Source organism: Kitasatospora sp. NPDC092948 (assembly GCF_044754805.1).
GTDB lineage: Bacteria > Actinomycetota > Actinomycetes > Streptomycetales > Streptomycetaceae > Kitasatospora.
Genome location: NZ_JBIVPU010000006.1, coordinates 171,183 through 188,490, shown reverse-complemented (window position 1 = coordinate 188,490; position 17,308 = coordinate 171,183). Strand labels below are relative to the sequence as shown.

20 protein-coding genes are annotated in these 17,308 nt (G+C 74.8%); 12 read left to right on the top strand and 8 right to left on the bottom strand.

Annotated features, from left to right (window positions below; genetic code table 11):
• The first annotated feature begins 120 nt into the window (after positions 1-120).
• Complete coding sequence (locus tag ACIQF6_RS20275; protein WP_400896811.1) at positions 121-540, top strand: hypothetical protein; 420 nt, start codon at positions 121-123, stop codon at positions 538-540.
• 328 nt (positions 541-868) lie between these two features.
• Here ACIQF6_RS20275 and ACIQF6_RS20270 read toward each other — a convergent pair whose 3' ends face one another.
• On the bottom strand, positions 869-2,128 hold the full coding sequence (locus ACIQF6_RS20270; protein ID WP_400896809.1) for an SLC13 family permease: 1,260 nt from the start codon (positions 2,126-2,128) through the stop codon (positions 869-871).
• A 254-nt stretch (positions 2,129-2,382) separates the two neighbouring features.
• Between ACIQF6_RS20270 and ACIQF6_RS20265 the strand changes: the two genes are divergently transcribed.
• Both ACIQF6_RS20265 and ACIQF6_RS20260 read left to right on the top strand, forming a co-directional pair.
• Complete coding sequence (locus ACIQF6_RS20265; RefSeq protein WP_400896807.1) at positions 2,383-2,691, top strand: hypothetical protein; 309 nt, start codon at positions 2,383-2,385, stop codon at positions 2,689-2,691.
• A 72-nt stretch (positions 2,692-2,763) separates the two neighbouring features.
• Positions 2,764-3,366 (top strand): LysE family transporter, encoded by a 603-nt coding sequence (locus ACIQF6_RS20260; protein ID WP_400896805.1) that lies wholly within the window; start codon positions 2,764-2,766, stop codon positions 3,364-3,366.
• A gap of 220 nt (positions 3,367-3,586) precedes the next feature.
• On the opposite strand, the gene ACIQF6_RS20255 is transcribed toward ACIQF6_RS20260, so the two are convergent.
• Entirely contained in the window at positions 3,587-3,856 is a 270-nt protein-coding gene (locus ACIQF6_RS20255; protein ID WP_400896803.1) for a hypothetical protein, read from the bottom strand.
• 290 nt (positions 3,857-4,146) lie between these two features.
• Here ACIQF6_RS20255 and ACIQF6_RS20250 point away from each other — a divergent pair, with 290 nt between their 5' ends.
• The 4 genes from ACIQF6_RS20250 (at position 4,147) to ACIQF6_RS20235 (ending at position 6,490) form a co-directional block, all read left to right on the top strand.
• Positions 4,147-4,323: a hypothetical protein gene (locus tag ACIQF6_RS20250; protein ID WP_400896801.1), complete on the top strand. Its 177-nt coding sequence runs from the start codon at positions 4,147-4,149 to the stop codon at positions 4,321-4,323.
• A gap of 64 nt (positions 4,324-4,387) precedes the next feature.
• Entirely contained in the window at positions 4,388-4,783 is a 396-nt protein-coding gene (locus ACIQF6_RS20245; protein ID WP_400896799.1) for a hypothetical protein, read from the top strand.
• Positions 4,780-5,484 carry a hypothetical protein gene (locus ACIQF6_RS20240; RefSeq protein WP_400896797.1) on the top strand — a complete coding sequence of 235 codons (705 nt, stop codon included), beginning with the start codon at positions 4,780-4,782 and terminating at the stop codon, positions 5,482-5,484. The genes ACIQF6_RS20245 and ACIQF6_RS20240 overlap by 4 nt, the downstream gene beginning before the upstream one ends.
• A gap of 349 nt (positions 5,485-5,833) precedes the next feature.
• Positions 5,834-6,490 (top strand): class I SAM-dependent methyltransferase, encoded by a 657-nt coding sequence (locus ACIQF6_RS20235; RefSeq protein ID WP_400896795.1) that lies wholly within the window; start codon positions 5,834-5,836, stop codon positions 6,488-6,490.
• Between the two features lie 9 nt (positions 6,491-6,499).
• Here the strand turns inward: ACIQF6_RS20235 and ACIQF6_RS20230 are convergent, their stop codons facing one another.
• A complete protein-coding gene (locus tag ACIQF6_RS20230; protein ID WP_400896793.1) occupies positions 6,500-6,772 on the bottom strand; it encodes a helix-turn-helix domain-containing protein in 273 nt (90 codons plus the stop codon).
• Positions 6,773-6,831: 59 nt separating this feature from the next.
• Positions 6,832-7,287 (bottom strand): nuclear transport factor 2 family protein, encoded by a 456-nt coding sequence (locus ACIQF6_RS20225; protein WP_400897275.1) that lies wholly within the window; start codon positions 7,285-7,287, stop codon positions 6,832-6,834.
• A gap of 157 nt (positions 7,288-7,444) precedes the next feature.
• On the opposite strand from ACIQF6_RS20225, the gene ACIQF6_RS20220 reads away from it, so the two are divergent.
• From ACIQF6_RS20220 to ACIQF6_RS20210, 3 genes are all read left to right on the top strand, one after another.
• The gene (locus ACIQF6_RS20220) at positions 7,445-8,029 is read left to right on the top strand and encodes a TetR family transcriptional regulator (protein WP_400896791.1); all 585 of its coding nucleotides are present in this window, start codon (positions 7,445-7,447) and stop codon (positions 8,027-8,029) included.
• A 99-nt stretch (positions 8,030-8,128) separates the two neighbouring features.
• Positions 8,129-8,896: a type I methionyl aminopeptidase gene (gene map / locus ACIQF6_RS20215; protein WP_400896789.1), complete on the top strand. Its 768-nt coding sequence runs from the start codon at positions 8,129-8,131 to the stop codon at positions 8,894-8,896.
• A gap of 499 nt (positions 8,897-9,395) precedes the next feature.
• Positions 9,396-9,806, top strand: coding sequence for a transglycosylase family protein (locus tag ACIQF6_RS20210; RefSeq protein ID WP_400896787.1), 411 nt, complete (start codon positions 9,396-9,398; stop codon positions 9,804-9,806).
• Positions 9,807-9,961: 155 nt separating this feature from the next.
• Here ACIQF6_RS20210 and ACIQF6_RS20205 read toward each other — a convergent pair whose 3' ends face one another.
• From ACIQF6_RS20205 to ACIQF6_RS20195, 3 genes are all read right to left on the bottom strand, one after another.
• Complete coding sequence (locus ACIQF6_RS20205) at positions 9,962-10,318, bottom strand: immunity 51 family protein (RefSeq protein WP_400896785.1); 357 nt, start codon at positions 10,316-10,318, stop codon at positions 9,962-9,964.
• A gap of 40 nt (positions 10,319-10,358) precedes the next feature.
• Positions 10,359-11,396: a YihY/virulence factor BrkB family protein gene (locus ACIQF6_RS20200; RefSeq protein WP_400896783.1), complete on the bottom strand. Its 1,038-nt coding sequence runs from the start codon at positions 11,394-11,396 to the stop codon at positions 10,359-10,361.
• A 184-nt stretch (positions 11,397-11,580) separates the two neighbouring features.
• Positions 11,581-12,513 (bottom strand): polysaccharide deacetylase family protein, encoded by a 933-nt coding sequence (locus tag ACIQF6_RS20195; protein ID WP_400896781.1) that lies wholly within the window; start codon positions 12,511-12,513, stop codon positions 11,581-11,583.
• A gap of 247 nt (positions 12,514-12,760) precedes the next feature.
• Between ACIQF6_RS20195 and ACIQF6_RS20190 the strand changes: the two genes are divergently transcribed.
• Positions 12,761-14,344: a sensor histidine kinase gene (locus tag ACIQF6_RS20190; protein ID WP_400896779.1), complete on the top strand. Its 1,584-nt coding sequence runs from the start codon at positions 12,761-12,763 to the stop codon at positions 14,342-14,344.
• Here ACIQF6_RS20190 and ACIQF6_RS20185 read toward each other — a convergent pair.
• Positions 14,295-15,188 carry a hypothetical protein gene (locus tag ACIQF6_RS20185; protein ID WP_400896777.1) on the bottom strand — a complete coding sequence of 298 codons (894 nt, stop codon included), beginning with the start codon at positions 15,186-15,188 and terminating at the stop codon, positions 14,295-14,297. The genes ACIQF6_RS20190 and ACIQF6_RS20185 overlap by 50 nt on opposite strands.
• 327 nt (positions 15,189-15,515) lie before the next feature.
• Here ACIQF6_RS20185 and ACIQF6_RS20180 point away from each other — a divergent pair, with 327 nt between their 5' ends.
• On the top strand, positions 15,516-17,225 hold the full coding sequence (locus ACIQF6_RS20180; protein ID WP_400896775.1) for a GAF domain-containing protein: 1,710 nt from the start codon (positions 15,516-15,518) through the stop codon (positions 17,223-17,225).
• Positions 17,226-17,308: the final 83 nt, after the last annotated feature.

The following is a 17,308-nucleotide window of genomic DNA, read 5'->3' as shown; positions in this document are numbered from 1 at the left end:
CCGTTCGGCCGGTCGGCGGAGCGGTGTCCGGGCCGGGCTGCCTCGACCCGGGGGGTGGTGTTGAACGCGTTCAAATCCATGGAATGATGTCGTCCACGAACCATTGGAGCCGGGGGCGCGATGAAGAGCTGGGCGGAACGGCAGCGGGACCGGGAGCGCAGGCGCCGGGCGGTGGGTCGGTGGGGGTTGGCGATCGGCTGGGTGGCGCTGTGCGGCGTGGCGCCGATCCTCGGGCTGTTCCTGCTCCTCTACCTCGGGCTGCTGGTGGGGCCGATCCTCTTCGGCACGGTTCCGGGCGTCTGCCTGGGCCTCTCGCTCGGACGGGACCGCGCCTGGGCGGCGCTGGCGGCGGCGGCCCTCGCCGGGTGTGCCGTGCTCCCGGCGGTCGCCGCCGGGCTCCGCATCTGGACGTCCGAGCGGGACCTGGAATGGCTGTGGGCCCTGGTGGCGGCCGGTGCGGTGCTGTACACGCTGCCGCTGCTGATCGCCGGCGGCACGGGGGCGTGGCTCACGGCCCGGCAGCGACGCCGCGACGGGTAGCCCGTCGGCGATGCCGGTCGGGCAGTCGGGTCGGGTGGTCGGGCGGCCGGCCCGGTGGGGCGTTCGTGGGTGGGTTCAGCTGCCGAGCAGGCGGAGCGAGAGTCAGAGGGCCAGCACGGCGGTGGCCGGGGTGGTGAGTGTGGCCAGGGTGGGTGAAGGTGCCTGAGCCGGGTGGCCCGGCGGCGACGCACGGCCGGGAGACTCGCCGGCGATGCTGGGCGGAGTGGCCGGGCGGCGATGTCGAACCGGGTAGCCCGTCGGCGATGCGGGTTGGGTTGTCGGGCCGGGTGGTCGGGCGGCCGGCCCGGTGGGGCGTTCGTGGGTGGGTTCAGCTGCCGAGCAGGCGGAGCGAGAGCCAGAGGGCCAGCACGGCGGTGGCGAGGGTGGCCGGGGTGGTGAGTGCGCCGAGGCGGGTGAAGGTGCGAAGACCGCCGTCGTCGATCGCGCGGGTCTGCACGATGCGGCGCCACAGCAGGGTGGCGAGCGACCCGGCGTACGTCAGGTTCGGGCCGATGTTGACGCCCAGCAGGACGGCCAGCACCGCGCCCGGGCCGGACGGTGCGGCGAGCGGCACGAGCAGCAGGGTGGCGGGCAGGTTGTTCACCAGGTTGGCGAGCAGCGCGGCCAGGCCCGCCAGGGCGAACAGCGTCGGCAGCGAGTCGCCGGACGGCACCAGCCCGGCCAGCCACCCGGCCAGGCCGTTGTCCACCACCGCCTTCACCACCACGCCCAGCGCCAGCACGAACGCCAGGAACGGCAGCGCCGCCGCGCCCACGATCCGGCGGGCGTCGGTGCGGCCCGCCGCCAGCGCCCGGACCGCCAGCACCGTCGCGCCGAGCGCCGCCGCCCATGCGGGGGAGACGCCGAACGCCGAGGCGACCACGAAACCGGCCAGCGTGCCGGCCACCGTCAGCAGCGCGAACCGTGGCAGTCGCGGGCGTTCGGCGGGCGCGGGGAGGGCGGCCGGGACGGCAAGGTCGGCGGCGAAGAAACGGCGCAGCAGCAGGTACTCGACGCCGACGGCGGCCAGCCACGGCAGCGCCATCAGTGCGGTGAACCGCCCGAAGGTCAGGCCGCTGGCGGTGAACGCGAGCAGATTGGTCAGGTTCGACACCGGCAGCAGCAGTGACGCGGTGTTGGCCAGATGCCCGCACGCGTACACGTGCGGCCGGGCCCGGACGGCGAGCACACCCGCCGTCGCCGCCACCACCGGCGTCAGCAGCACCACGGTGGCGTCCAGGCTGAGCACCGCCGTCACCACCGCCGCCACCGCGAACACCTGCCCCAGCAGTCGCGTCGGCCGACCGTTCGACGCGCTCGCCATCCATCGGCCGCACGACTCGAACAGCCCCTCGTCGTCGCAGAGTTGGGCCAACACCAGGACGGCGGCGAGGAAGCCCACCACCGGCCCGAGCCGTCCCAGCTCGGCCCAGGCCGCAGCCGGCGACACCGCGCCGACCGCCACCAGCAGGGCCGCCGCCGGAACCGCCACCGCCGCCTCCGGCCACCCGAAGGGCCGCCGCACCGCACTCACCAGCACGACGCCCAGCAACCCCAGCGACAGCACCTCGGCGCCCACCGCGCCCATCCCTGCTCCCTTCCGACCTTCGGCCTGCGAGGTTCCGGCCCGTGACGTTCCGGCCTGCGAAGTTCCGACCTGTGACGTTCCGACCTGCGACGTTCCGTCCACTGCGCCCATCGGGCGAGCGGTGACCCATCCAAGCAGGCGGGGCGGGTGACGCCGACGCCGGATGCCGGTCCTGCGGTCCCGATCGGAGGGGCGGATCAGGTATGACTGGCTGACTGTCGGATATGTGCGGACGGCTCGGAGGAGGCACCGCGATGGACTGTCGGGACGGGTGGCGCAGGGCGCTGGCGGCGGGATTCTCGATCGGCTCGGCGGGGTCGTTCCTGTCGATCGGGTCGGTGGGCTCCGTGCTGTCGATCGGCTCGGTCGGGTCGGCGCTGTCGCTCGGCAGCGTCGGCTCGGCGTTCTCGGTGCTGTCGGTGGGCTCCTGGCGCAGCGCCGCGTCGGTGCTGTCGGCGGACTCGGCGCTCGCCCTGCTGTCCTACCGCTCGGTGCTGGCCGTGCGGGCCGCGCACCGGCGGCGCGGAGGCCGGTGCGCGGCCCGGGAGGCGTCGACGCCCTGAGCGCCGCCTCCGGGTGGTGCCGGGCGTGAAAATGCTTTGCGGGCAGCCGCGTCGGGCCGCCATCGTGGAGCGATGGCGACGGGCGCAGCGGTCGAAGGTGTGGTGGCAGGGCTCGGAGTGGCGGTGCCGCTCGGTGCGATCGGGGTCCTGCTGTTGCAGGAGGGCCGCCGAGGCTGGGCCCCCGCTGCCGGCGGTGCCACGGCGGTCGCGGCGGTGGACGGCGCATACGCGGCGGTCGCCGTCCTGGCCGGCCCCCGGGTCGCCCAGCTGCTCGCCGGGCACGAGAGCGCGGTGCGCGCCGTCTCCGCCCTGCTGCTCGGCGCGATCGCCGTCCACGGCCTGCTGGGCCTGCGCCGCACCGCCGAACCCGCCGACGCCCCGTCACCCGGCAGCGCCGCCCGGGCCTTCGTCCGCTTCGCCCTTCTCACCCTGGTCAACCCGACCACCGCCGTCTACTTCACCGCCCTGATCGCCGCCCGTGGCGCCGGCACCCGCACCGGTGCCACCGCCTTCGTCACCGGCGCTTTCCTCGCCTCCCTCGTCTGGCAGCACATGCTGGCCGCCGCAGGCGCCTTGGCGGGCGCGAAACTCGGCCCCCGACTTCGCCGTTCCACCTACGCGGCCGGCTACGGCCTGGTCGCGGTGCTGGCCCTGCGGCTGGCGTTCAGCGGCTGAACGGACCCAGGCCGCCGGGATCGTGGGCCGGGCGTCACCGGCCCGAGGCGTCGATCCGGCAGGCTGTTGTGGGGCGATCGGGCGCCCGGCCCGGTCCGCCTCGGCCGCCGGCAGCGCCCAGTTCCGGCGGCGGGCGACGAGCCGCGCCCGGGGCAGGCGGCGGTCGATGCCCGGGCCGTGGGCGCGCACCTCCCGTCCGGTCGGCGTCGTGGGCCGGAGGTCATTCCTCGACCAGGCCGGTGGCGAACGGGAACGACGTCAGGAACTCGCGCCGGTGCGGGGAGGGTTCGGCCTCGGTCAGGTCGGCGACGACCTTCAGGAAGCGGTCGCGCTGGTCCTGGGGCAGGCGGGTCAGGGCCCAACTCGTGCTCTCCAGCAACTTCACCGCGTAGTCGGGGTCGACCAGGTCGTCGTCGCTCTCGTCGAGGGACTGGACGAGGTCGAGGAGGAGCCCGGCCAGGACGGGCACCAGCGGGTCGGATTCAGTCATCCCGGCAGAGTATTCGGGCCCTGTGACAGCGCGGAGGGCGCAGGCGTGATCGGGGGCCGGTGGACTTCGCGCGGATCGTCGCGGGTCGTCGCGGACCGGCAGGGCGGACGTGGACGGACGTGGGCGGACGTGGACGGACGTGGGCGGCCGGGCTGCCCGTGCTGGTCGAGGCCCTGGCGGTGCGGTGGGGGTGCCGGCCGGACGGAGCGCTGGGGCACGGGCAGGTCGCAATCGTGCTGCCGGTACGGCGAGTCGGCGCCGGCCGGCGATCTACGCGGAGTCCGCCGACCTTGGCCACGAGCGGGTACACAGACCTCGACCACGAGCGGGTCCGCCGATGGGCCCGGGTCCGCGCCGTGCGGGCCGCCCACTGGGAGGGGCGGGAACACGGCGATCCCGACTGGCTGGTCGAAGTCGCCGACCGGATCGCGGAGTTGCCGGGCCGGGCGGCAACGAGGCGTTCTTGAACCGGGCTGGGCGGTGCGCGATGCTCACTGTGCGGAGAATCGACCTGCGGGGGGAGGAACAGAGTTGGACTGGGCTCACGCGGCCGGCTACGGCGGCGTCGGGGGAGCACTGGTGGAACTGGTCATCGCCAACGGGCGGTTGCTGGCCTGGCAGGCGGCGCGGCACCGGGCACGAGAGACCAGGCATCGGCGGATGCCGCCGCTGCGCCACTACATCGACCTCGGCGCGGACCTGGCGGCCGGGCTGAGCCGGGTCGCGCTCGGGGTGGCCACCGGCTGGCTGCTGCACTCCCAGCTCACCGGGCTGTACGCGGCCGGCGCCTCCGCGCCCGCGCTGCTGCGGCAGATCGGGTCGTTCACCACCGTGCAGGCCCTCGTCCGGGGCGAGGCACCGGAGGCCGTAGCACCGGATTCGGGCGAGCAGACGCTGCGCGCAGGAACGGGGGAGGCCGGGCCGTGAGCTTCGCACGCCGGTACCTGAACTCGCTCACCGCCGAGGCGCGGCCGGCGACGCCCTTCCGCCCCCGGCTGGGGCCCGAAGTGTCGTGGTGGCGACGGTACTTGGCCTCGTTCGTCGGAATCGTGCCCGCCGACGGAACGGAGCGTGCGGCCGTCGCGCCGGCACGGGAGTCCCGGCCTTCGACGGCGCGGCGCCGGCCGGCCCTCGCGACGGGGCTCGACGCGCCGACCGCGACGCGTCGGCGTGTCCGGTGGGCTCCGGGGCTGGTCGTCGCCGCAGTGGCGTCCGTGTTCGCCGGGCTGGTGCTGTCCCGCCCGTCCGTCGACGGCGACCCGAGCGGATCGGCGCCCCCGGATCCGCCTCCCGGGCAGTCCGCTTCGCCGACTCCGTCCCGTGCGCTGCCGGCGGGCTGCGACGAGGCGCTGCGCGCACTGCGCACCTACCGCGCGGCGGCGGGCACAGCAGGCGGGAGCCGGTCCGTCGCGGCCCGGCAGGCGGCGGTCTCCCTGCTGGTCGTGAGCGAGCAGGCGGACCCGGCGATCCGGTCGACGATCACCGAACTGTCCCGGAACTTCGAAGCCTTGAGCCTCCTCCCGGACGATGCGACGGACGCCGGAGCCGAGCAGCTGGAAGCGGCCGTCACGGCCGGCTCCGCGCAGCTAGCCCACCAGTGCGGAGTCGACCCGTCCGCCGCGCCCTGACCGGGTGCCGTTCGGGCCTGACCTGGTTGTCGTGGGCGGGAGTTGACTCGCCTGGCCGTGGTCTGGCCGGGTGCTGTTCGGGCCTGACCTGGTTGTCGTGGGCGGGAGTTGACTCGCCTGGCCATGGTCTGGCCGGGTGTCGTTCGAGCCCGACTTGGCTGTCTTGGGTGGCAGTTGATCCGTTGGCCAAGGCTCGACCGGGTGCCGTTCGAGCCCGACGGCATTGTCGTGGGCGGGGGTTGACTCGTCGGCCGTGTCCTGGCCGGGTGTCGTCCGAGCCCGAAAGGGCTGCCGCAGGGGGGAGTTGACCGGCCGCGGAGGTGTCAGTGCCCGGTGCGAGAGTGCTCGGATGGACCCTCGCCTGCATGCCATCGCCGGATACTGGAACGACGCCGCTCCCGCCTTCGACCAGGAGCCCGATCACGGTCTGGGGGCCGAGGGCACCCGGCGGGCCTGGGAGCGGAGGTTGGCGGTGTGGGTGCCGGGCGGGCCGTTGGACGTGCTGGACGCGGGGTGCGGGACGGGGTCGTTGTCGCGGCTGCTGGCGGAGGCCGGGCACCGGGTGACGGGCGTGGATCTGGCGGCCGGGATGGTCGAGTTGGCCCGGGCGAAGGTGGCCGCTGCGGGGCTCGCGGCGCGGTTCGTGGTGGGGGACGCCGCGCAGCCGCCCGTCGGCGCGGAGCAGTTCGACGCGGTGCTCTGCCGCCACCTGCTGTGGACGCTGCCCGATCCGCAGGCGGCGCTCCGCCGCTGGACGTCCCTGCTGCGTCCGGGCGGCCGGCTGGTGCTGATCGAGGGCCGGTGGGGTGAGGCGGGTGCGGAGTGGGAGCCGTACGTGGACGGTGCGGGCGAGCTGCCCTGGGCGGGCGGGGTCTGTGCGGACGAACTGGTCGCTGCGGTAGGGGCGTTGGTGCGCGAGGTGCGGGTGGAGCCGTTGTCCGCGGACGCCGAGCTGTGGGGTGGCCCGGTGGCGGACGAGCGGTACGCGGTGCTGGCGACGGTCTGAGGTGCTCGGTCAGCCGGCGGCGCGGCGGCCGTCGGCGACCACGCCCAGCCAGACCTGGGCGGCGTCGTCCAGCGGGACGTCGAGCGCCGCGCAGAGGCCGACCACGGTGCCGAAGCCGGGGCTGGGGAGCCGGCCCATCTCGATCTTGCGGAGGGTCTCGGGGGAGATGCCGGCGCTCTGCGCGACGGCGACCGGGTCGCGGCCGGCCCTGGTTTCGCGGAACAGCGCGCCCAGGCGCCGGCCGGCCTCGATCTGTTCGGGGGTGAGGGGGACTCGCACCATGCCGCCACGCTACTGAACGCGGCGGCCCCGCGTCGCCCCGCCCCGAGGAGCTGCCGGTCTCAGCGCACCGGCAGGTCCGGCTCGCCGTCCTGCCGGGGGCCGAGGATGCGGCGGTCGGCGGCGTCGATCCGTACGTCGTCGATGCTGGCCTCGCGCCGCCGCATCAGCCCGTGGGCGTCGAACTCCCACAGCTCGTTGCCGTGGCTGCGCCACCACTGGCCTTCGTCGTCGTGCCACTCGTACTGGAAGCGGACGGCGATCCGGTCGCCGTCGAACGCCCACAGGTTCTTGCGCAGCGCGTACTCGTGCTCGCGGGCCCACTTGGCGGTGAGGAAGTCGACGATTCCGGCGCGGCCGGTGACGAAGGTGTCCCGGTTGCGCCACACCGAGTCGGGTGTGTAGGCGAGGGCGACGCGTTGCGGGTCGCGGCTGTTCCAGGCGTCCTCGGCGGCCTGCACCTTGGCGAGCGCGCTGTCGCGGGTGAAGGGCGGGTAGGGCGGGCGGTCCTCGGCCATGACGGCCTCCTCGGGGATGGCGGCGGAACTGGCGGCACGTGGAGAACGGGCGTTCTCCACGTGCCGGAACGCTAGGCTAGGGAACGACCGTTCTCCACGTCAATCGGAGCCGAACCCCGCGTCGGCGACCCGTCAACTGCCCCGCAGGAGTACCCGGATGCCAGCCCCGCTCAGCGAAGAGCAGACCCGGCAGGACCACGAGAAGCTGCTCGACGCCGCCGAGGCCCTGTTCTACGAGAAGGGCATCCGGGCCGTCGGCATGGACGAGGTGCGGGCCGCCTCCGGGCTGCCGCTCAAGCGGATCTACCGCCTGCACCCCACCAAGGACGACCTGGTGGTGGCCGTGCTGCGCCGCCGGGACGCGCGCTGGCGCGGCCGACTGGTCGCCGCCGTCGAGGCGCACGCCGACCCGCGGGACCGGCTGCTGGCCGCGTTCGACTGGCTGGCCGGGTGGTGCGCCGAGCCGGGCTTCCGGGGCTGCGCCTGGATCAACGCCTTCGGCGAGCTGGGCCCGGCCTCGCCGGGCGTGCTGGCCGAGGTCCGCTCGCACAAGGGCGCCTTCCACCGGCACCTGGCCGACTGGTCCGCCGCCGCCGGCCTGGCCGATCCCGCGCCCGTCCAACTGCTGGCCGAGGGCGCCATCGTCACGGCCGCGATCGCCGACAGCCCCGACCCGGCCCACCGGGCGCGGGCCGCCGTGAAGGCGCTGCTGGCGGGCGAGCCCCCGAGTGGCGGTATTTAAATACCGTCCGGCTGCTAGGGTGTCCCCGTCCGGCCGGTATTCAAATACCGGCAGTCCCATCGAGCGGGCGGCTCGCGCCGCTGTGCAGGGAGTCGTGTCGTGATCGAGTACAAGAGCCCGCAGGCGATCGACAAGATGGCCGTCACCGGCCGGTTCGTCGCCGAGACGCTGGCCGAGCTGTCGGCCCTGGTCGAGCCCGGCCGTGAGGTGATGGACCTGGAGCACCGGGCCCGGAAGCTGATCGAGAAGCGCGGCGCGGAGTCCTGCTACTGGGACTACGCGCCGTCGTTCGGCCGCGGGCCGTTCCGCAACGTGATCTGCCTGTCCGTGAACGACGCCGTGCTGCACGGGCAGCCGCACCCCTATGTGCTGCGCGACGGGGACGTGATCAGCCTGGACTTCGCGGTGTCGATCGACGGCTGGGTCGCCGACTCCGCCGTCACCGTCGTCGCGGGCACCGCCGCCGAGCAGGACGTCCGGCTGATCGACTCCACCCGGGCGGCGCTGGACGCGGCGATCGCCGCCGCGGTGCCCGGCAACCGGATCGGCGACCTCTCGGCCGCCATCGCCGAGGTCGGCCACGGCGCCGGCTACCGGATCAACACCGACTTCGGCGGCCACGGCCTGGGCCGCACCATGCACGAGGACCCGCACGTCGCCAACGTCGGCCGCCCCCGCCGCGGCCTGGAGCTGCGCCCCGGGCTGACGCTGGCGCTGGAGCCGTGGTGGTGCGCGGGGACGGCGGAGCTGCGGGTGGACCCGGACGGCTGGACGCTCCGCTCGGCGGACGGCTCGCGCGGCGCGCACTCCGAGCACACCGTGGCGATCACCGAGGACGGGCCTCGGGTGCTGACCGCCCTCTCCTGAGGCGGCATTTTCGCCACAGCGGGTGACCGCCCGGTGGGCGGGCCGTGAGCGTTGTGGCCCGGCCCATAGCCGGTGGGCCGGGTGGTCGGCGGTCGGTCCCCGCCCGGTCGCGCAGCGTGCGCGGTTCCCCGGCGGAAGGGGGCGAAAGCCGGTGAGGCCGGTCACAGGGCGCGCGGGCCGGGCCCGAGAATTCGCGGGAAATCCTGCCGCAGAACCCCGATATACCGCCGGTAACGCCGCTCTGACCTGCACAGACCTTCGAATGCTTGGACATCGGCCGAAACGCCCGTAGCTTCGTAACCAGTGCAGGGCGCACTACCCGGGATCACCCGACACCAACGCCCCGGAGCGGCCACCGAGCCGCACCGAACGGGCAGGGTGACCGCGACGGAGAGCACGTCGGCAAGCGACGGCACCGTCCGATCCACAAGCGCGAAACAGCAGGCCCGCCAGGGCCCTGGTTCCGCCTTGCCTGCCCGGGGCAGCCGAAAGGAATCGCATGATCTTCCGTAACGAGAACGCCGCCGCCGCCACGACCACCACCACCGCCAAGAAGGGCAGCCGCCGCAACCGTGTCCGCGCCGCCATCGTGGCCGGTTCCGCGGTGGCCGTTCTGCCGGTGGCCGGACTCCTTACGGCGACCTCCGCCCACGCTGCCGACGCGTCCACCTGGGACAAGGTCGCGCAGTGCGAGTCGACCGGCAACTGGTCGATCAACTCCGGCAACGGCTTCTACGGTGGCCTGCAGTTCACCTCCTCCACCTGGGCCGCGTTCGGTGGCACCGCGTTCGCCCCGCAGGCCAACCAGGCCACCAAGGCGCAGCAGATCCAGGTCGCCGAGAAGGTGCTCGCCTCCCAGGGCCCCGGCGCCTGGCCGGTGTGCTCCGTCGTCGCCGGTCTGAGCAAGTAATTCCGCGACACACCGCGTGCGAGGCACACCCCCGCCTCACCGGTCCGCCCCGCCGGACCACCCGCACCCGCCGACGGCCGCTCCCTCCCACCCGGAGGGAGCGGCCGTCGGCGTTCGCGCGTCCGGCCGGGCCCGTCCGGGCCCGGACCCGCGGATCAGTCGAACCAGTCGGGATCGGCGGCGTCGATCAGCTCGCGCAGCGTCGGCCGGTCGGCGAACGCGCCGGACAGCAGCGCGCCGAGCTCGCGCAGCGCCGCCGGGTCCTCGCCGTACGCGATGAACATGCCGGCCTCCGGGTCGTAGCGGAACCGGCCCTCCAACTGCGGCGCCCGGGAACGCACCGCGGAGCGCGCCACCGCCTCCCAGCCGTAGCCGCCGTTCGGCTGGCCGGCCGCCTCGAACACCTCGTCCACTGCGACCATCCGGTCGTCCGTCAGCATCAGGCCGTACGAGCCGGGCCGGTGGTCGTACTCGAAGAACACCAGCGGGGCGTACGTCTCACGATCAGTCATGGCCCGGACGCTACCGGCGGCCACCGACACCCGGCCGGGCCTACCGCGGCCCGCCGGGCTCCCCCTTCGGGCCCTCTTCTGCCGGGCCCTCCTCTGCCGGGCCGGGTTCGTCCGGCTCGGGTTCGGAGGTGTCGAACTCGACGTCCACGCGCTGCTCGGGCCGGCGTTCCTCCTGGCGGGCCAGCAGGGCCAGCACCTCCCGGTCGGGGCCGGTCAGCGGCGGCTGGAGCAGCGAGCGCGGCCAGAGCCTGCGGGCCAGCACCACGTTCGTCTCGGCCGCGTACATGGTGATCTGGGACGCCAGGTACAGCCAGGACAGCAGGCCGATGACGGTGGCGAAGAAGCCGTACACGGCGGTGGCGTGCCGCAGTTGATGCGCCACCAGGGCCGCGCCGAACGCCTGGAGGGCGGTGAAGAGCGGGCCCGCGACCAGGCTGCCCGGCAGCAGGCGGCGGGTCCGGATCTCCTTCGGGGTGAGGATCCGCAGGCAGGCGACGAACAGCGCGGTGTTCAGCACCGCCGACAGGATCAGCCCGCCGACCCGGGCGAGGGTGCCGCCCACCGTGGCGCCGACCAGCGCCGCGGCGGCCGTGGAGATCACCAGGCCGACGCCGAGCGCACCGAACAGCGCCAGGCTGCGGGCCAGCCGCGGCCAGTAGCCGGGCCGGCGCACGCCGGGCACGTTCCACACCTCGGCCATCGCGTGCTGGAGCACCTGCGCGATGCCCAGCGCACCGTACAGCAGGCCGAGGATGCCAATCACCAGCGCCAGCCCGCTGCCCTGCACCGAGTGCACGTTCGCCCGCAACTGGTCGCCGATGATCGGAAAATCGGCCAGTGCGGAGTTGAGCACCGACTGCTGCGCCTCCGGATGGCCGTGCAGGACGAACCCCAGCACGGTGGAGAGCAGGAGCAGCAGCGGGATCAGCGACACGAACCCGTAGTAGGTGATCAGCGCGGCCAGCAGGCCGCCCCGGTCGTCGCCGTACTTCTTGATCACGCCGAACACCGCGGCCAGCGGACGGTGCTGCTGCTGGGTGCGGTCGACGGCGCGCAGTGCGCGTTCGATCGGATTCACGGGCCCGTCCCTCCTCGCTGATCGGCCCCCCGCGTATGCCCGGCGGCGCCGTACACCTCGCCTGCCGCTCCGACTTCGTCGCTCCCCGGGCCCGGCGCCGGCCGACGTGCCGTCAGGAGATGCCCGTCCGGCATCGGCCGACGTGCCGTCAGGAACTGCCCGTCCGGGGGCGGCCGACGTGCCGTCAGAGGTAATCCTCCAGGCGGCCGAGGGCGAAGCCCTCCGCGGTGGCGGTGTCGACGACCCGGCGCAGCATGTCCGCCATGGTGCCGTTCCAGCCGGGGGAGCGGGCGCGGAAGTGGGTGAGGATGATGTCGCCGGCGTGGAGCTTCTCGTCGGAGTAGCGGTACTCGATGCGGTCGGGGAAGGCTTCCTCCGTCCACAGGACGGCGGCGGTGACGCCGCAGGAGCCGGCGGTGCTCAGCGCGGCGGCCGTGTACTCGCCGTAGGGCGGGCGGAACAGCCACGGGCGGGTGCCGATCTTCTGCTCCAGTCGGTCCTGCTGGTCGCAGATCTCGCGGTGCAGCGCGTCGGAGCCGAGGCGGCGCAGGTCGGGGTGGTTGATGGTGTGGTTGTTGATGGACACGCCGCGGTCGTTCATGGCGCGGAAGTAGTCGTAGTCGTCGCGCACCAGGTAGTCGGAGAGGAACACCGACAGCGGAAGGCCCAGGTCGGCGGCCATCGCGGCGAAATCGCGGTCCTTCACGTCGCCGTCGTCGACGGTCAGGAACACCACGTTGTCCTCGGTGGGGATGCGGCGGACCACCGGTGGCTGGCCGTCGGCGAGCAGGATGTTCGGGCCGGCGGTGAGCTCCGGTTTCTCGGCGGGGGCGGCGGGCGCTTTCAGTGGGAGTGCGTCCAGGCCCCAGTGCCGGGCGGCGGCCAGTTCGGCCTGCTGCTTCCTCGTCTCCTGTTCGGCGGCGCCGAGTCGGCCGTTCATCTCCTGCCCGGCCGCGCCCTGCGGGGCGGCGACGGCCGGCCGGGCCGCGGCGGGCGGCGCGGCGAGGCTGGAGGGGTGGGCGGCGGAGTCGACCTCGGCGTGTTGCAGGGAGGAGCAGCCGACGGCGAGCGCGGCGAGGGTGGTGAGGGCGGCGAGGTGACGGCGGCGCGGAGTCACGCGGTCACGGTTCTTCATCGGCATACCGGCCGATGATCCCCTTGTCACACCGGAGGCAATCCGTTGATCACCCGGCCGGACCACCACCGTCCCCCGTCCGGCACGCCACCGCCGCGGGAGCGCCCGCGCGGACGGCGAGGGGCGAGCACGAGAGGCCCGTGCCGGACTCGGGCGGGGGAACGGTGCGAACCCGCCGCCGGGCGACCGCGTCCGTCGGGACGTCCGTTCGGACGGCTAGGGTCGGAGGGTGATACGGACGTGGGTGGACCGGGCGGTCCCGGGGCCTTGGTCGTGGCGGCTGGTGGTCCGCGAGGTGCTGGGCGGGCTCGTGGTGTGCGGGCTCGCGGCGCTGTTCCAACTGGGGGACAGCGGCGGGTGGCCGTCGGCGCTGGTGGTGGGTGCCAGCGGGGTGCTGTTCGTGCTGCGGCGCGGGCTGCCGGGGACGGTGCTGGTGCTGGCGTCGGCGGGTGTCGGCGGGCCCAGCGGGTTCCTGCCGCTGCTGGTCGCGGCGGGGTACTCGGCGGGCCGCCGGATCACCAGGCCGTGGTACGCGCCGGCCGTGTTCGCCGTCGGGTTCGTGCTGAACTTCGCCGCGAGCGTGGTGCAGAACCGCCGCGACCACTTCCCGGTGCCCGCGCTGCTCGGCATCTGCGTGGTCGGGTTCCTGCTGCTGGGCGTGCTGCCCGCGCTGCTCGGCCGGTACCGGGCGCAGCGCAGCGCACTGCTGGACACCCTGCGCGAGCGCAACGCGCAACTGGTCCGCGAGCGGGTGATGATCGCCCGTCAGGCCCGGCTGCGCGAACGCCACCGGATCGCCCAGGACATGCACGACAGCCTCGGCCACCAGCTGGCGCTGATCGCCGTGCACACCGGTGCGCTGGAGGTGGACCGTACGCTCGGCGAGCAGCAGCGCGAGGCGGTCGGGGTGTTGCGGCAGGCGGCGACCGGCGCGATGCGGGAACTGCGCGAGGTGGTCGGCCTGCTGCGGGACGACTCGGTGCCGGCGGCGGGCGGCGTCGACGCGATAGACCGGCTCGCGGAGAGCTCGCAGGCGGCGGGCGCGCTGGTGGAGCTGCGGCACGAGGGCACGCCGCGCGAACTCGCCGCCGCGACCGGCCACGCCGCGTACCGGATCGCCCAGGAGGGCCTGACGAACGTGCACAAGCACGCGCCGGGCGCGCAGATCGTGCTGACGGTGCGGTACGAGCGGGACGCCGTGATGGTGGACGTGCTGAACGGGCCCGGCGGGGACGGCAGCACGGCGGTCTCCGGCGGCCAGGGCCTGACCGGCCTGCGGGAGCGGGCCCGCCTGCTGGGCGGGGTGATACGGGCCGGCGGGCAGCCGGACGGCGGGTTCCGGCTGAGCGGCCGCCTCCCGTACACCTCGGACGGGGCGCTGGACGCCATCCCCGAGGACGAGGAACTGCGGGAACTGGCCGGGCAGTTGATCGGTCCCGAGAAGCGCCGCCGGAGCCCCGCGATGGGCTGCGCGCTGGGCGCGCTCGCCGTGCTGGGCGTGGTCGCCCTGGTCGCCGTGGTCGGCGCGCTGATGTTCATCAGGTCGATGCGGGACGCCACCGTGCCGACCAAGCTGTACGACTCGATCGAGGTCGGCCAGCCCGAGGGGGCGGTGGACCTGCGACTCCCGGTCGGCAGCGACTTCCTGACCGGCGACTTCAAGAAGATCGGCCCGCCGCTGCCGGACGGCGCGCACTGCCGCTGGTTCGCGGGCGACGCCGAGACCGGCTCCGACGGGGGCCAGGACGTGGTGCGGTTCTGCTTCAAGGACGGCGTGCTGGTGGAGAAGCAGCACTTCCAGGGCCGGGTGTAGGCGCAGCCGCCTCCGGCATCCCGTCCGAAGGCACCGGGGTGCGCATCGCCACCGCCGCCAACCGGGCCTCGATCTCGTCGAGTTCGGCGGATGCCCGGGCGCGCAGCGCGGGCAGCAGGGTGAGGGCGGCGCGGGCCGCGTCCGGGTCGGGCTCCGGGTCCCGGTGGACGGCGGCGACGGCGGCGCCCAGCGGCAGCGGGGCGAGCGCGGTCTCCCAGGCGGTGCGGTGCACACCCGTCGCGTAGCGGGACGTCAGGTACTCCAGCGGGCTCAGCGCGAGGGCGTCGGGGCCGGCCGGCCCGCCGAGCCGGCGCTCCGGCAGCAGGCGGGCGATGCCGTCGCGGGCCACCAGGTCGAACGCGCGGGCCAGGTCCGGCGCCGCGTTGCCGTGGGCGCCGGTCGTCGAGGCGTCCGCCAACAGCCGTTCCAGCATGGCCGCTTCGCGCGGATCGGCGGTCCGGTCCGGGTGCTCCTGCTCGGCGAGCAGCTGCTCCAGGTGGTAGCGCTGGCCCCAACTGCCCACCGAGCGGTGCATCGCGCCCGCCCGGGTCTCCCGGATCGCGGCCAGCACCAGCGCCCGGGTGGTCAGGTCGCGCCGCACCACCAGCCGCTGCTCGTCCGGGAACAGCCGCTCCAGCGCGCTGCGCACCGCGGCGACGGTCGGCCCGTCGTACCAGCGCAGCGTCCAGCGGCGCCCGGCCTGGTCGTACTGCGGCTCGATCGGGACGCGGAACTGCACGGACAGCCGGTCGGCGATCCGCCGCACCTGCGGGCCGCGCTGCGGCCGGGAGGAGGGGGCGGCGTCCCGCGCGGCGGCGTCCGGGGTGCGGTCGGGGGTGCGCATGGCCGGACCCTAACCGGCGCGCGGCCGGGCGCCGGGCGACGCGCGGACCGGCTCAGCCGTTCGCCGCAGCGCCCGCCGCCGACCCGGCCGAGGGCCGTCCCGGCGGGCCCGGGCGGGCGGCCGTTCCCGCCGTCCGGACCGCCCTCGCCACCCCGGCCGCCGCACCCGGCTGACGTGCACATGCGGCCGTCGGGGGTCCGTTTCCGGCCGTGATCTGCCCCTTACCTTCCCCTTTGTGACGCTTCCGGCCACCCCGTCGCTCCACCCCCGCCGCCCCGTCTGCGAGAATCGGGCGGCGAGCTGGGCCCACGGACGAGGAGGAACGCAGTGCGCGAGGAGGAGTCGCGGTCGCGGCTGCCCCAGCTTCGGCTGGACGAACTGCTGGCCGAACTGCAGGCCCGGATCGACGTGGCACGCGGCACCCGGGACCGGGTGCACAGCCTGCTGGAGGCGGTGCTCTCGGTCGGCCGGGAGCTGGAGCTGACCCAGGTGCTGCGCCGGATCGTCGAGGCGGCGGCCGTCCTCGCCGACGCCAAGTACGCGGCGCTCGGCATCATCGGCCCCGACGGCGACACCCTCTCGCAGTTCCTCACCGTCGGCCTCGACGACGAGGAGATCGCGCGGATCGGCCCCTACCCGACCGGCAAGGGCCTGCTCGGCGAGCTCATCCGCCACCCGGAGCCGCTGCGCCTGGACGACCTGACGAAGCATCCGGCGTCCACCGGCTGCCCCGCCCACCACCCCGAGATGCGCACCTTCCTGGGCCTGCCGGTGCGGGTCCGGGACGAGGTGTTCGGCAACATCTACCTGACCGACAAGCGCGGCGCCGCCGGGTTCGACGACGACGACGAGTCGGTGATCGCCACCCTCGCCGTGGCGGCCGGCGTGGCCATCGACAACGCCCGCCTGTACGAGGAGGCGCAGCGCCGGCAGCGCTGGCTGACCGCCACCGCCGAGATCAACCGCCGTCTGCTGTCCGGGAGTTCCCGCACCCAGGTGGTCGAGCTGATCGCCCAGCGGGCGTGCGACATCAGCGGCGCCCGGCAGGCCGACGTACTCACCGTGCTGCCCGACGGCGGCCTGCACATGGAGCTCTCGCTCGGCGGCGACCTGACCGGCCGGGTCGGCGCGAACGTCCCGCTGGAGGGCACCATCTCGGGCGCGGCGTGCGCCGAGGGCGCGCCGGTGACCTCGCACGACCTGGCCGAGGACCCGCGCTTCCCGGCCCGGGCGGCCCGGTACGCGGGTCTCGGCCCGGCCGTCGCGGTGCCGCTGGGGCGCGCCGAGGGCCACACCGAGGGCGTGCTGCTGCTGGTGCGCGGCGCGGGCGAGCCGGAGTTCACCGAGCGCGAGATCGATCCGCTGCTGGCCTTCGCCGACCAGGCCGCGCTCGCCCTGGAGCTCGCCGAACGGCGGCGCGACGCCGAGCAGTTGGCCGTCCTGGAGGACCGCGACCGGATCGCCCGCGACCTGCACGACCTGGCCATCCAGCGGCTGTTCGCGACCGGCATGACGCTGCAGAGCGCCTCCCGGTTCATCGACCACCCCGGGGCGTCGGACCGGGTGCTGCGGGCGGTCGGCGACCTGGACGAGACCATCAAGATCATCCGGTCGACGATCTTCGGACTGCGGGTCCGCGAGGCGGGCACCGGACAGGGCCTGCGGGCCCGGGCCGTCCACGTGGTCGAAGAGGCCCACTCCGCGCTCGGCTTCGCCCCGCGCCTGAGCATGGAGGGCCTGCTCGACACCGACGTCCCGCCCGCCGTCGCCGACCACCTGGTCGCCGTCCTCGGCGAAGCCCTCAGCAACGCCGCCCGCCACGCCAAGGCCGGGCGCGTCGAGGTCGTCCTCCAGGCCACCGGCAGCCAGGTCGTCCTCACCGTCCAGGACGACGGCGTCGGCATCCCCGCCCAGGGCCGCCGCAGCGGCCTGCGCAACCTGGAGGAACGCGCCCAGTCCCTCGGCGGCACCTTCACCCTCACCGCCCCGCCCACCGGCGGCACCACCCTCAACTGGACGGCCCCGCTGGGGCACTGACGTCCGCTCGGACACCGGCCGTCATCCGGTCGTCCCGCCCGGCCTTCGCGCGCCGCCGACAACCCGGCGGGGCGCGGGGGCCG

Bases quoted from the DNA above. Each gene is read 5' to 3' on its own strand.
- ACIQF6_RS20275 (WP_400896811.1), top strand. From the start codon at position 121: ATGAAGAGCTGGGCGGAACGGCAGCGGGACCGGGAGCGCAGGCGCCGG.
- ACIQF6_RS20270 (WP_400896809.1), bottom strand. From the start codon at position 2,128: ATGGGCGCGGTGGGCGCCGAGGTGCTGTCGCTGGGGTTGCTGGGCGTC.
- ACIQF6_RS20265 (WP_400896807.1), top strand. From the start codon at position 2,383: ATGGACTGTCGGGACGGGTGGCGCAGGGCGCTGGCGGCGGGATTCTCG.
- ACIQF6_RS20260 (WP_400896805.1), top strand. From the start codon at position 2,764: ATGGCGACGGGCGCAGCGGTCGAAGGTGTGGTGGCAGGGCTCGGAGTG.
- ACIQF6_RS20255 (WP_400896803.1), bottom strand. From the start codon at position 3,856: ATGACTGAATCCGACCCGCTGGTGCCCGTCCTGGCCGGGCTCCTCCTC.
- ACIQF6_RS20235 (WP_400896795.1), top strand. From the start codon at position 5,834: ATGGACCCTCGCCTGCATGCCATCGCCGGATACTGGAACGACGCCGCT.
- ACIQF6_RS20230 (WP_400896793.1), bottom strand. From the start codon at position 6,772: ATGGTGCGAGTCCCCCTCACCCCCGAACAGATCGAGGCCGGCCGGCGC.
- ACIQF6_RS20225 (WP_400897275.1), bottom strand. From the start codon at position 7,287: ATGGCCGAGGACCGCCCGCCCTACCCGCCCTTCACCCGCGACAGCGCG.
- ACIQF6_RS20220 (WP_400896791.1), top strand. From the start codon at position 7,445: ATGCCAGCCCCGCTCAGCGAAGAGCAGACCCGGCAGGACCACGAGAAG.
- ACIQF6_RS20210 (WP_400896787.1), top strand. From the start codon at position 9,396: ATGATCTTCCGTAACGAGAACGCCGCCGCCGCCACGACCACCACCACC.
- ACIQF6_RS20205 (WP_400896785.1), bottom strand. From the start codon at position 10,318: ATGACTGATCGTGAGACGTACGCCCCGCTGGTGTTCTTCGAGTACGAC.
- ACIQF6_RS20185 (WP_400896777.1), bottom strand. From the start codon at position 15,188: ATGCGCACCCCCGACCGCACCCCGGACGCCGCCGCGCGGGACGCCGCC.